The organism is Actinoplanes couchii (assembly GCF_016862075.1).
Taxonomy (GTDB): domain Bacteria; phylum Actinomycetota; class Actinomycetes; order Mycobacteriales; family Micromonosporaceae; genus Actinoplanes; species Actinoplanes couchii.
In genome coordinates this window covers 1-12,785 of the sequence record NZ_BOMG01000006.1, presented here as the reverse complement: position 1 = coordinate 12,785, position 12,785 = coordinate 1, and the positions used below count along the sequence as shown (strand labels likewise).

13 protein-coding genes are annotated in these 12,785 nt (G+C 70.2%); 6 read left to right on the top strand and 7 right to left on the bottom strand.

Annotation, left to right across the window (positions count from 1 at the left end; translation table 11 throughout):
* Window positions 1–22: 22 nt before the first annotated feature.
* The 3 genes from Aco03nite_RS01200 to Aco03nite_RS01190 form a co-directional block, all read right to left on the bottom strand.
* On the bottom strand, window positions 23–940 hold the full coding sequence (locus tag Aco03nite_RS01200) for a hypothetical protein (protein WP_203792670.1): 918 nt from the start codon (window positions 938–940) through the stop codon (window positions 23–25).
* Entirely contained in the window at window positions 937–1,404 is a 468-nt protein-coding gene (locus tag Aco03nite_RS01195; protein WP_203792669.1) for a hypothetical protein, read from the bottom strand. Before Aco03nite_RS01195 ends, Aco03nite_RS01200 begins: the two co-directional genes overlap by 4 nt.
* A gap of 524 nt (window positions 1,405–1,928) precedes the next feature.
* Complete coding sequence (locus Aco03nite_RS01190) at window positions 1,929–2,129, bottom strand: hypothetical protein (protein ID WP_203792668.1); 201 nt, start codon at window positions 2,127–2,129, stop codon at window positions 1,929–1,931.
* A 112-nt stretch (window positions 2,130–2,241) separates the two neighbouring features.
* Between Aco03nite_RS01190 and Aco03nite_RS01185 the strand changes: the two genes are divergently transcribed.
* The 6 genes from Aco03nite_RS01185 to Aco03nite_RS01160 all read left to right on the top strand — a co-directional run bounded on the left by Aco03nite_RS01185 (window position 2,242) and on the right by Aco03nite_RS01160 (window position 7,523).
* Window positions 2,242–3,003 carry an SIR2 family NAD-dependent protein deacylase gene (locus Aco03nite_RS01185; RefSeq protein WP_203792667.1) on the top strand — a complete coding sequence of 254 codons (762 nt, stop codon included), beginning with the start codon at window positions 2,242–2,244 and terminating at the stop codon, window positions 3,001–3,003.
* Window positions 3,004–3,081: 78 nt separating this feature from the next.
* Window positions 3,082–3,465: a YbaB/EbfC family nucleoid-associated protein gene (locus Aco03nite_RS01180; RefSeq protein WP_203792666.1), complete on the top strand. Its 384-nt coding sequence runs from the start codon at window positions 3,082–3,084 to the stop codon at window positions 3,463–3,465.
* Window positions 3,462–3,788: a type VII secretion target gene (locus Aco03nite_RS01175; RefSeq protein WP_203792665.1), complete on the top strand. Its 327-nt coding sequence runs from the start codon at window positions 3,462–3,464 to the stop codon at window positions 3,786–3,788. Before Aco03nite_RS01180 ends, Aco03nite_RS01175 begins: the two co-directional genes overlap by 4 nt.
* A complete protein-coding gene (locus tag Aco03nite_RS01170) occupies window positions 3,785–4,975 on the top strand; it encodes a hypothetical protein (protein WP_203792664.1) in 1,191 nt (396 codons plus the stop codon). Before Aco03nite_RS01175 ends, Aco03nite_RS01170 begins: the two co-directional genes overlap by 4 nt.
* Complete coding sequence (locus tag Aco03nite_RS01165) at window positions 4,972–5,220, top strand: hypothetical protein (RefSeq protein WP_203792663.1); 249 nt, start codon at window positions 4,972–4,974, stop codon at window positions 5,218–5,220. The genes Aco03nite_RS01170 and Aco03nite_RS01165 overlap by 4 nt, the downstream gene beginning before the upstream one ends.
* A gap of 65 nt (window positions 5,221–5,285) precedes the next feature.
* Window positions 5,286–7,523, top strand: coding sequence for a putative bifunctional diguanylate cyclase/phosphodiesterase (locus Aco03nite_RS01160; RefSeq protein WP_203792662.1), 2,238 nt, complete (start codon window positions 5,286–5,288; stop codon window positions 7,521–7,523).
* On the opposite strand, the gene Aco03nite_RS01155 is transcribed toward Aco03nite_RS01160, so the two are convergent.
* From Aco03nite_RS01155 to Aco03nite_RS01140, 4 genes are all read right to left on the bottom strand, one after another.
* Window positions 7,474–8,499 carry an aldo/keto reductase gene (locus Aco03nite_RS01155; protein WP_239144828.1) on the bottom strand — a complete coding sequence of 342 codons (1,026 nt, stop codon included), beginning with the start codon at window positions 8,497–8,499 and terminating at the stop codon, window positions 7,474–7,476. The two genes, Aco03nite_RS01160 and Aco03nite_RS01155, sit on opposite strands and share 50 nt — an antisense overlap.
* A 34-nt stretch (window positions 8,500–8,533) precedes the next feature.
* A complete protein-coding gene (locus Aco03nite_RS01150; protein ID WP_203792661.1) occupies window positions 8,534–9,106 on the bottom strand; it encodes a DedA family protein in 573 nt (190 codons plus the stop codon).
* 81 nt (window positions 9,107–9,187) lie between these two features.
* A complete protein-coding gene (locus Aco03nite_RS01145) occupies window positions 9,188–10,795 on the bottom strand; it encodes a TM0106 family RecB-like putative nuclease (RefSeq protein ID WP_203792660.1) in 1,608 nt (535 codons plus the stop codon).
* Between the two features lie 2 nt (window positions 10,796–10,797).
* Window positions 10,798–12,420 (bottom strand): N-6 DNA methylase, encoded by a 1,623-nt coding sequence (locus tag Aco03nite_RS01140; RefSeq protein WP_239144827.1) that lies wholly within the window; start codon window positions 12,418–12,420, stop codon window positions 10,798–10,800.
* Window positions 12,421–12,785 lie beyond the last annotated feature (365 nt).

Here is a 12,785-nt window from a genome sequence, read left to right as displayed (position 1 = left end):
CGACCAGGCGGTTCGCTGCCTTTCATTTCTTCCCCCCGAACTCGCTGTACTTGAGGTAATGCTTCAACATCACCTTCATGGTGACGCTCTTGGCCGGGGGTTTGTGGGTGGATTCGTCGTCGTACAAGTCATACAGTATCCGCTGGAGCTCACCGACCGACATTGGTCGTGTGCCCAGTAGCTCCGGCCACACGTTGTTGGCGGGCGCAGGAATCTTGGCGTCATCGGGATACAATTCCCGTCGCTTGTTGTAAAATGTGACGCCATCGGCCGGCCGCAGCTTTCCCAGCCGCAGGACGACAGGCGGGATACGCGCACCACGAAATTCGGCCGCCTTGTCGTCGAACTGACGCGCATAGGCTGTCTCACCGAGCAAGATTACTCTTCTCGGAACCATCTTCGCATATGCGACCAATTCCTCCTGGACGTCAGCCGTCGGCGGCAACTGCACGATGACCAGGCGATCTTCCCGGAGCCAGCCGTCCAGGTAGGGAAGAACGTCCTCAGGCGGCGGCTGCTCCTTCCCCTCACCCCAGGGCTTCTCCAGGCAGTTCAGGTAGTCAAGTCTCTTCATCAGGTGATGACATACCAGTTTCATCCGCTCCTCCGTCGTCTGACCGTCGGCAACCGGAACCCACTTCAAGTCGACGACATCGGCGACCATGGAATTCGAACCGGGAGCATTCAACGTCTCCCGGAGCCAGTACGCACAACGATTCAGTAGTGCGGTCTTCCCGAAATGACGGTCCCCCACCGCGATCGCCATGGCGCCGGACCGGTCGAATGATTCCGGAGAGCCGAACCGTTGCTGAAACAGGGTGAATGCGGCCTCGAATCCGTCGAGATCCACGTAGAGATCGGCATGCTCCGGGTGTTCGAGCGGATCGAGCGGCTGGAGAGAGTCGCCGAAATGGTCCGGGAAACGGAAGGGATTGGTCACCGGCTCCTCCTCCACATTCCCGGATGCGGCATTCCGGGCCGTTGCGCGGCGAGCGCCACCGACTCGACGCCGAGCCTGACCCGGCGTACCGCGACCCGGGCCTCTCGGACGTTCTTCTCGCCCTCCGGGCCACGGGCGCCGAGCAGGCTGTCCCGCATGGCCGCCCGCAGCTCTTCGCCGTCCAGGTAGTCCCGGATCTCCCGGGGACGCTTCCACCAGCGGTGCATCACGACGATCTCGTCCAGTTGATTGGAGAGATCGGTGCGGGCGTCCCGGTAGCGGCGCTCCGGATCGGTCTCACTGCCGGTCCGCCGGCCCCGCGCCTCGATCAGCGCCTCCGCCTCCCGGTCGAACTGCTTCTTCGCGGTCCGCAACGCCCCGGCCTGCGCCCGCCGGGCGCCCACCGTGGCCAGCCGGAACGAGATGACACCGGCGACGACCGCCGACAGCAGGGCGGTCAGCACGGTCCGGAGCTGGCTGGACGCGGGAGCGGCCGACTGCGGGACGCGCGCCGCCTCGATGAGCGCCGCACACGCCTGACGGAAGGCCGCCGGGGCATCAGCCTTCCACCGCTCCAGCGAATCGTCACCCGATGTCAGGACCGGGCGCGACGGCGAGACCGCCGGTGCGGGCGCTGGTGAGAGCGCTGGCGAGGGCGCTGGTGAGAGCGCTGGCGAGGGCGCTGGTGAGAGCGCTGGTGAGGGCGCACCACGGTACGCCAGGCTGAGAGCCACCGCGGCGTCGACCAACCCGGCACGCCGATCAGCACCGAGGCAGAAGACGACGTCACCATCCTTCTCAGCCGCCAGTACGGACCCGGCGAGGAGAGGGTTCACCATGACACCACAGAGGACCGCCACGACGGCGGTCCACGAAGGACGTAGTGACGTCATAGGCACGCACTGTATCGGCACGAGGCATCGGGTGGGGTCGCCGATCCGCCGCCGGTCCGTTCAAAAGGTGACACTGCCGTCGATCCCCGATCGGGTCAGCGCATCAGCCAGATGACGAACATCGCCAGTAGGAACACCGCTGCGGTGACCGCGGTGACGATGCGTACCAGCAGGTTCATGTTCGCGTCCGACCAGCCCGGACGGTCCGGTGGTGTGGGCGCGGTCCAGTCCCCGACCGCGGTCAGCAGCCGGTTGCCCACCTGTCCCCAGCGGCTCTTCTCTTCCGGATTCGGCATCAGCACCTCCGTCGCGACGCCAACTCCCCCGCTCAACGAAGCACTTGGGAATCAGGTTCTGCGACACTCGTCCGTGCTGGTACATACGTTCATCTGAGGGGACGGGGATCGAATGGACGACCTGCACACCGCGGCGGGCGCCCTGGCAGCGGCGCGACGGGTCGTGGTGTTCACCGGGGCCGGCATCTCGGCGGAGTCCGGTGTGCCGACGTTCCGGGACGCGCTGACCGGCCTGTGGGAGCGGTTCGACGCCCAGTCGCTGGCCACGCCGCAGGCCTTCCAGGACGATCCGGACCTGGTCTGGGGCTGGTACGAGTGGAGACGTTCGCTCATCCAGCGGGTCTCCCCCAACCCCGGCCACGCGGCGGTCACCACGATCCAGAACCGGGCGCCGCGTACGACGGTCATCACCCAGAACGTCGACGACCTGCACGAACGGGCCGGTTCCACGGACCCGATCCACCTGCACGGCAGCCTGTTCGCCCCGCGGTGCGCGTCGTGCGCCCGCCCCGCCGAGATCCCCGAGGCCATTGAACCGGACGAGGGCCGCCGCCTGCCCCCACCCCGCTGCCGGGCGTGCGCGGCCCCGATCCGCCCGGGCGTGGTCTGGTTCGGCGAGCCGCTACCGGAGGAGGCGCTGGAGACCGCGGTCCAGGAGGCCACCGACTGCGACCTGCTGCTGACGATCGGAACATCCGGCCTGGTCTACCCGGCAGCCGAGATCCCCAAGGTGGCAACCATGTTCGGAGCCACCGTGATCCAGATCAACCCCCAGCCGACCCCCCTGGACCCCACCGCCACGGTGAACCTGCACGGCCCAGCCGCCGAAATCCTCCCGGCCCTGGTCGAAGCAGCGTGGCCGCAGTCCTCCTGAACCCGGCGGCCCCCGGTGTCCTTCCCCGCCGGGCAGGATTTCGATAGCGTGGCCGGACACCGGTGGAGGTGGAGCCGAATGACCGACGTGGACGCGGCTGAGGAATGGCTTGACTCCTGGGTGGCGCAGGTGGATGCCCGGGCGCAGAGCGCCGTCGAGTTGTCGCGGCAGGTGGCCGGGGCGTCCGGCTCAGCGGAGGCCCGCGGCGGAGCCATCCGGGTGACGGTCGGGTCCTCAGGTCAGGTCGAGTCGCTGGATCTCGACGACCGGGTTCGTGCGATGTCCGGTTCAGAACTGGCGCGGGAGATCCTCCAGGTGATCCGGCGGGCTCAGGTCGACCTGTCGTCCAAGGTGATCGAGCATGTCCGCGCAACGGTCGGCGAGGACAGCGAGGCCGGCCGGGCGGTGGTCCACTCGTTCGCATCACGCTTTCCGGAGCCGGACCCGCCGGTCGAACGATGAGCGCCGAGATGCGGTTCCCGGCCGAGGCCGTCCGGGATCACGCGAGCACGATCGCTGAGATCGCCGGCCAGTTGGATCTGGCCCGGTCGGCGGTCCACGAGGTGAGCATGGGCCGCGATGCCTACGGGGAGATCTGCCAGTTCCTGCCCGGCCTTCTGGAGCCGTTGTTCAACGGCGCACTGGACGCCTTGACCGCCTCGGTGGATTCGCTGTCGGAGACGGCGTTCAAGCTGCGGACCACGGCGGATACGGTCGAAGCGACCGACGCGCACAGCGCCCGGCAGGTCACTGAGGCCGGCGGCGGCCCGGTACTCCCGCTGTGACCGACCCGCTGGTAGCCCAGCCCCACGATTCGACCACGTGGTCGACCGGTCTGGGCCTGGTCGAGGATGCTCGCCTGATCAGTGCCGGCATCCAGGACAACAGCTGGGTCGACGTCACCCTCGGTGGTTTCGGTGGCGCTCTGGACACCCTGGCGGTGACGGTAGATCCGCTGGGATCACTGTTCGCCTGGGGCGTCGGCTGGCTGATGGAACATGTCAAACCGCTGCGGGACGCCCTCGATTGGCTGGCGGGCCGACCGGACGAGATCGCCGCACATGCCGAGACGTGGCGGAACGTCTCCGCGGCCGCGGCTGCGGCCGGTCAGCGGTACACCGACGCGGTGCGCACGCAGACCGCCGGATGGCAGGGCCTGGCCGGTGACGCCTACCGCGGGCACGCCGGGGAACAACTCGCCGCCGTCGAGGGAATCGCGATCGTCACGAAGGCGATCTCGTACGCGGTCGAAGGTGCCGGGCTCCTGGTCGCGATGGTGCGTGAGATCGTCCGTGACCTGGTCGCCCAGTTCGTGGCCACCCTGGCGGTACGGCTACCGCAGTGGCTGGCGGCGGAAGGTGTCACCCTCGGTCTCGCCACCCCGGTGGTGGCCGCTCAGGTCGCCACCCTGGTCAGCCGATGGGTGAACCGGATCCAGCACTTCATCCGGGCCCTGCTCGACAGCCTGCGCCGTCTCGACGGCAGGCTCGCCGAACTCGGCGGCATCCTGAACCGTCTCCAGCAACTGCTCGCCCGGCTCGGCCGAACCGATCCGGTGGGCTCCGGCACGGGTTCCGGCGTCGTACTGCACTCGCGATCCGGAGCATTGTCGAATCGCGAGGTCCTCGAGCAGGGCATCGGCCTGCCCCGAAACGCGGACACCATCCGGCACTACACCGAGCTGGCCGGTGTCGACTTCCGGGGAAAGCCGGTCGAAGCCGTCGAGGGCGACGGCGACATCGCCTACCTGGACTGGGCGGGCGCCATCGCCAGAACCGATCCGATGGGCGTCCAGCTGGGCCCGGCGGCCTTTCAGGACGAAGAGACGCTGGTACGGACACTCGGACACGAGAGCGTCCACGTGCGCCAGCACGAGGAGGGCCGGGTCAGCACCATGACCGGCTCGTTGGAGGATGAGGCGTACGCGGCGGAGCAGAGCTTCGTCGAGACGTGGAGGAGGAATCTCGGATGAGCAGGCTCGTCGTGGAGCGGGTGCACCGGCTGTCGAGTCGTCCGTGGGCGTTTGTCAGTGGGCGGCTGGAAGGGGAGGCGCTGCGGGTCGGGGACGAACTCAGCGTGTCGGTGGGGGACGTGGTGTCCGGGCAGGTGGTGGTGGAGTCGGTCGAGCTGCATTCGGCGGGGGCGACGACCACCATCGCCGTCGACGGGGCCGCCGCTGAGTCCGTCCGGGAAGGTAGCGTGCTGAGCAGGCCGTGACCGCCGGACGGTGATCCGCCGGTACGGTTTTCTCCGATCGGGGCCCGGGGCGCCGATGAGGGGGCATGCGAACGAGCGGGTCACTCCGCCACCTGTGGTGGATCTACCTGGTGCTCGCGTCGTCGGCTGCCGCTGCCTACGTGTTGTTGCCGTTCACCCCGGCCACTCGGTGGATCTATGTGGTGTTGAACTGTGTGGCGCCGGTGGCCACCTGGGTCGGGATTCAGCGGAACTCTCCGCAGCGCCGTCGTGGGTGGCAGATCATCGTGGCGGGGCTGGCGTTGTCCGGGGTCGGGGACGTCATCTTCGCGGCGTACACGGCAAGCGGGGTCATGCCGCCTTTCCCCTCCGTCGCGGACGGGCTGTATCTCGGGGCGCATCTGGCGATCGCCGGTGGCGCGGCGATGCTGGCGGCCCGGTCGGGGCGGACCGCGTTCCTGGATTCGGCGGTGCTGCTCGCGCCGTTCGCCAGCATCGCCTGGCTGCTTGTCGTCAACCCGATCCTGGCGGGGGACGAGACGCTGCTCGCCCGGATCATCGCGATCACGGTGCCGGCCAGCACGCTTGTCGTGGTCTACTGCGCGCTCGCGCTGGCCCTCGGGGTGGAGCTACGCGCGCCGGGGGTCCGCTGGCTGCTGGCGGGACTGATCGCATGGTTCGTGTCGGACGCGTTCTACACGCATCAGAGCCTCACCGGGACGTACACCGAAGGGAAGTTGATCGACCTGGGGTGGATGGCGATGCCGATCCTGATCGCCACCGCGGGACTGCATCCCTCGATGGTGCACACGGTGCCGCGGCTGTCGACCCTGACCACGTTGACGCTGACCCGGGCGCTGACCCTGTTCGGGGCGGCGCTGGTGCTGCCCACCCTGCACCTGTTCTGGGACCTGCCGTCGGACACCCCGCTGGTGATCGGCACCTGGCTGTCGGTGCTGCTGGTGACGTTGCGGCTGGTCACGCCGATCCACGACCTGAGCCGCCGGGTGGGCCACGACGCGCTGACCGGGCTGGCGAACCGGGCGCTGCTGATGGACCGGCTGGCGCTGGCGCTGGCGTCGCTGCCGGACGACGGGCACACCCGGGTCGGTCTGCTCTTCTGCGACCTGGACCATTTCAAGAACGTCAACGACAGTCTCGGCCACGACGCCGGTGACCAGCTGCTGGTGGCGATCGCCGGCCGGATGTCCGGGGCGGTCCGCGCCGGGGACGTGGTGTGCCGGCTGGGCGGCGACGAGTTCGTGATCCTGATGCCGGCGGTCACCGACGAGGAGGCGGGCACGGTCGCCGCCCGGGTCGCGAGCGAGCTGGCCCGGCCGATGCGGCTGACCGACGGCAGCGAGTTCTTCGCCTCGCTGTCGATCGGGCTGCGCACCACCGGCGAACTGGACGCCGACGCGGAAACCCTGCTGCAGGACGCGGACACCGCGATGTACCAGGCCAAGGCAGCCGGGCGGGGCCGGCTGGTCCGGTTCGACGGGCAGGCGCGGGGCGAGGCCGTCAAGCGGCTGCGCCGGGACGCCGACTTCCGCCGGGCCCTGACCCGGCCGGGCGAGCTGTTCTGCGTCTACCAGCCGGTGTTCCGGGTGGACGACGGCAGCCTGAGTTCGGTGGAGGCGCTGGCCCGCTGGCAGCATCCGGTGGACGGGATCCTGCTGCCGGCCGCGTTCGTCGGGGTCGCCGAGACCACCGGCACGGTCGCCCAGCTGTTCGCGCTGGTGCTGGACCAGGCGCTGGTGGAGCAGCGGTCCTGGTACCACCGGACCGGCCGGTGGGTGCCGGTCGCGGTGAACCTGTCGCCGCGGCAACTGGACGCCACCACCGCCGGGATGGTGCTGGCGGCGCTGGACCGGACCGGCACCCCGCCGGGCGCGCTCACCCTGGAACTGACCGAGCTGGGCCTGGCCATGCCGGAGACGGTGGAGGCCGCCCTGGGTGCGCTGCGCCGCGCCGGGGTGCAGATCGCGGTCGACGACTTCGGGACCGGTTACTCGTCGGCGGCCCGGGTCGCCGACCACGGCTGGGACGTCGTCAAGATCGACCACACGGTGGTGAACGGGATCGCCCGCGACCCGGCCCGCCGCGCCCTGGCCGACGCGATGATCGGGATGGCCCGGGCGCTGGGCATGGCGACCCTGGCCGAAGGGGTCGACGACGACGCCGACCTGGCGGTGCTGGCCGAGCTGGGCTGCGAGTACGCCCAGGGTTACCTGCTGGCCCACCCGGTCGACGCCACCGGCATCGACGACATGCTCACGCCCCGGCCCGATCGAGCTCTGCCAGGTGCTCGGCGGTCAGCTTGACGTCGAGGGCGGGAACCAGGTTCTCGAACTGCTCCGGGGTACGCGGCCCGATCAGCGGCAGCACCGGCGGCTCGCTCTGGTGCAGCAGCCAGGCCAGGACCAGCTGGTTCGGGGTCACGCCCAGGCCGGCGGCCAGACGGCCGACCGTGTCGATGCGGGCGTCGCTGTCCGGTCCGGCATAGGACTCCATCATCCAGTGTTCGGCACGTCGCGCCGGGTCGTCGTAGATGCCTTTCACGATCGGCGAGTACGCCACCAGGCCCAGGTCCCGGTGCTCGGTCAGGTAGTCCATCTGCTCGTCGTCGACGATCGACAGGTTCGTCGACCCGGCCCGGCGGCGCAGGTAGGAGTGCTGCTGCTGGAGCGCCACCGGCGCCGGCCAGCCGTAGCGGTCGCAGAGCTGCCGGATCCGCTCCAGACGCCAGGTCCGCACGTTCGACCAGCCCAGGTAGCGGACCTTACCGGCGGTGACCAGCCCGGCCAGCGCCTCCAGGGTCTCCTCCAGCGGGGTGGACCGGTCGTCGACGTGCACGTAGTACAGGTCGACGTGGTCGGTGCCGAGCCGTCGCAGGCTGCCGTCCAGCGCGTGCCGCAGCGTGTCCGCGCCCGCACCGGCGAACGTGCGCCGGGCCAGCTCCCAGTTCGGGGTGCCGTCGGCCGCCCACAGCTCCGGGTCGTACGCCGGGACCGCGGTGCCCTTGGTGGCCAGGAAGATCTCGTCCCGGTTGCCGCGGTCCCGCATCCAGCGGCCGAGCAGCTCCTCACTCTCCCCACCGCGGCTGCCCGGATGCGACCACCACTCGTAGCAGTCCGCGGTGTCCAGGAACGACCCGCCGAGTTCGCGGTAACGGTCCAGGATCCGGATCGCCTCCGGCTCCGGGGTGGCGCCACCCATCTGCATGGCGCCCAGCGCGAGACTGCTCACCTGTTCGCCGGTCCGGCCCAGTTCGATCGTTCCGATACGCGTCTCACTCATGGACCTGACGCTATGACCTGGAGCGCGCTCCAGGTCAAACCCTGATCCGCCGGAGAGACAGGAAGAGTGCTCCGGCCAGCAGCGCGACCAGCCACGCCGACACCAGGGCGGCGAGCGGGTCACCGGGGAACACCACCCCGCCCAGGTAGCCGATCAGCACCGCCTGCGCCGCCCACAGGATCGCCCCGGCCAGCGTGAACGTCACGAACCGGCGGATCGGGAAACCCAGCGTCCCGGCCAGGTACGCCGTCGCCGACCGTACGCCCGGCAGATGACGCCCGAACATCAGCAGCAACGGACCGTGCGTGCCCATCACCACCGTGAGCCGCGCGAGCCAGGCGGCCCCTCGCCGTCCGCGCCGCAGGCGGCGGGTCAGAGCCAGACCCCCGATTCGGTACGCCACCAGATCGCCACCGAGCACCGCCGTCGCGGCCACCGTCACCAGCAGCAACGCCAGCCCCGGCGAACCGTGGTGGGCCACCGCCACCCCGGCCGCGAGCAGCACCGTCTCCCCGGGCATGAACGGCAGCAGCGCGTCCAGCACGACCATCACGAACACCAGCACCAGGACCCAACCGGTCGCCGTCGGAAGATCGACGTTCGGCATCGCGGCACCTCCCCCGCCGACGCTGAGATTCGCAGTCGCGGGCACCGCCGGAATGAACGCCGGGCGTGCTTCTCGGGACTTCTACGTGCGCAGCCAGTCCCGGATCGCGGCGGTGGCCAGAACGTCGTCCTCGTTGTAGGTGAGCAGGCGGGTCGCGGCGGCACGGTCGCCGAGGCGGGCCGCGGTGTGCCACTGCTGGGACTGCAGCCCGCCCGGGTCCGCATCGCGCCAGGTGTGCCCGGCGCCGTGGGTGGCGACCGCCTTCAGGCCGTGACCGGCCCGGGAGTCGACGGCGGCACGCACCAGCGGCAGCAGATCCACCCAGCGGTCCGGGTGGGCGGCGCCGGACGGCAGCGGGGCGAACCGGGCGGCCCGGCGCGGCTCCGGCGGCGCGTAGTGGAAGACCAGCAGGCTGCGACCCCGGGCTTCGGCGTCGCGGGCCAGTGTGTCCAGATGGTCCAGGCAGCGGCGGGCCAGATCCGCCTCGCCGGCCGGGTCGTCGACCGCCGGGTCGAAGAACGGGGTGTACGTGCGGTTCCGGCCCTCGGTGACCAGGACACCCCACAGGTAGACCAGGTCGTCGGCGCCCCACTCCACGTCGATGTCGATCTCGACGTCGGCGCGCGGCACGTCGGCCGGGCCACGGCGGCGCACCGTCACCCCGTCCCGGGCCAGCTCCGCGGCGATCACCGCCTTGCGCAGGCGGAAGGCCCGATTGCGGAGATGCGTCACCTCACCGCCGTAGGGCCCGGCCAGGAGGGTCGCCGGGTCACTGCCGGCCAGATCGGCTGTGGTACGGATACCAGTCGCGCGCAGAGCCAGATACTCGCGTACGCCCAGGGTGCCCCGCAGTGCCGCGCTGAGATCGTCGCCCGGCAGTGTCGTCACACACGCCGAGGACCAGCGGCAGGTGGCGCACTCCTCCTGGCCGATCGGCTGGACCAGCGGCGGGTCGCCCCGGCGGGCGGTGTCGGCGACCCGGCGGCGGAAGCCGTGCTCGTGGTCGTAGCGTTCCAGGGCGCTGCGGGTGGCCACGCCGCTGGTACGGGAGAAGGTGCGGAAGGCGGGGCTGGTCAGGTCGTACCAGATCAGCCGGGGGTCGCCGGGGCGGTCGTCGCCGATGATCGCGCCGCGTGGGTGGGCCGCCTGGTGGCCGCACGCCTCCAGCATCCGCCAGTAGTGGGCGAGCTGGAGCAGGTCCTCCTCGCGGTGTCGTGCGCCGCCGTCGGGCAGTGGGGTGACGTGCTCGAACCCGGGCGTCTTGAGGCTGCTGGCGGGGGCGTCGTCGTAGCGTTTGTCCAGGACGTGGTGGGCTTTGATGTCGGCCGGGTAGTAGCGGTTCTTGTTTCCTCGGAGCAATATGTCCGGTTTTCCGGTTCTTCCGCCCTCGTGATCATCGGGTAGGCGGCCACCCACGATCACCGCCGCGCCCGCCCGCATCGCGCCGATCGTCGCCCCGATATGGGTCCGCTTGTCGCCGTCCAGATCACGCAGGTCGACATATCCGGGCAGTTCCAGCGCCGCCCACTGGTCGAACACCTCCGCCTCGAAACGGATCCCGGAATCGAACAGCGCCCGCAATTCCGGCGGCACCGGCTGATCGGGGCGCGCGATGGACTCGTCGTACTCGTTGTGCACGGCACGCGGGCACGACTTGGCCGCGTAACCACTCAGCAGAACCGGGCGCACCGTCAGGGCCGGAGCGTTCCGGAAGTGAGCCCGTCCCGGGCCCGGCAGATCGCCTTCACCCCGTCGGCCGCCAACTCCAGCAGCATCGACTCGGCCTCGTCGAGAGCGCGGAACGCCGCCCCGTACCGCCGCTGTTCCTCGATGTCCATCTGCGGAATCCGGGAACCACGGACGTCGACCCGATGGGTTCCGCTGCTGCTGGTGTTCCTCGACGTATTCGCCGAACTGCGCAGGAAACCACGCAGATAATCGGTGTCCAGCTGATCACTCGCGGACGTCGCCGTGCGTTCGCCGATGTCGACCAGGCCCGCCTTCGCCAGATCCGCCATCCGCACCGGCGGGCCCTCGAACGCGCCCGAACCGGCCGGCAGCTCCGGCAACAACTCGGCGATCCGGGCGGTCAGCTCCTGGATGCGGCGGCGGGCCTCGGCGTACTCACCGGCCAGGTCGACCCGGCCGCCCTGCGTGTGCGCGGCCGGGGTCAGGTCGACCGTCTCGTCCAGCAGGTCGATCACCGGCACCTCGGCGACCTGGGCCGGATCGGGCACGAACGGGCCGTCCGGGTCGGCCACGGTGAGGTCGGTCATGCGTACCGAAGAAGGCGGCCTTTCGCCCTCGGGAAGACGGCGCAGCACCCAGAGATGAACCGGCTGCGCGTGCGAGGCCACCATTCCCGGCGGCAGGGCGACGATCTGCTCGACGATTCCGGCACGCAGCAACTCGGCCCGGATCCGTTTGCCGGCCCGGCGATAGGCGACCGACGGCGGCATCACGAAGACCACCCTGCCGCCCGGTGCGGTGTGCGCGTAACAATGCTGCAGCCAGGCCAGCTCGCTCTCGGCCTTCGTCGGGATGCCGAACTCCCAACGGCGATCCAGCAACAGGGTGTCGCGACCCCAGTCGGTCAGGCCCACCGGCGGATCACAGACCACCAGATCGGCCCGCAGCGACGGCCAGGCATCCTCCTGGAACGAATCGCCGATCCGCATCTCCAGAGTGACGCCCGCCAATGTCGCCCGCGCCTGGGCCAGCGCGGCGGCGGCCGGATTGCCGTCCTGGCCGGCCAGGACGACCCGGCCCTCGGCTTTGCGCTCGGCTTTGGTTTCCGTCTTGCGCTCGGCTTTTCGGGGGGTCGCGCAGGCCAGCAGCAGGGTGCCGGCGCCGGAGGCCGGGTCGAAGACGGTGCCGGTGATCCGCCCGGCGAAATGGGCGACCGCGCGGGCCAGATGGGTGGTGGTCATCGCGGTGCCGGAGGCGATCAGCCGGTCGGTGAACGCGGTGACCACGGCCGCCGGCGACGTCGCGTCGACCATGGCCCGGAGCCGGGCCCGGATGCCCTCGTCCAGCCCATCGCCGCCGCCGGCCACCGCGGCCGCGACCTCGGCGACCGCGCCGGTCATGTCGTCACCCCAGCGGGCCCGCAGCTCCTGCCAGATCAGGACCTCGTCGGAGACCTCGGTGTTCTTGCGCTGCCGGTCCAGCCAGCCGGTGATCTCGGACAGGGCGAAGAGGGCGTTGCGGCCACCACCGACCGGCTCCGGGAAATCCGGGTGCCGACGGCGCCAGTTGGAGACCGCGGCACGGGTCACGCCGGCCAGGCGCGCCACCTCCGCGGCAGAGATCAATCGGCCGTCGTTAGCTGACGATGGGGCGGTCACGGCCCGACCATACACGTTTGACCAGCGGATTAACACGCACCACGCAATATTTTCGTTGACAGTGCCAACTCGCTGTTAGAGGATCGATGCAGATCGTCACATCGACCGCCGGGGGACAAACCGTGACCAGTCACTGACGCTCACCGCACCCTTCCACCGCCGCCACGCCGCTCCGTGGCCGCGCCTTCCCTTCACCACCCACACTTCCGCTGTTTCCTGGCCACCACGCCCTCCGCACCCGCGGTCCTCCTTGACCGTCACGCCGCTCCGCGACCACGGTCTGCCTTGACCGTCATGCCCCTCTGTGACCGCACGCTTATTCACCACCCCGC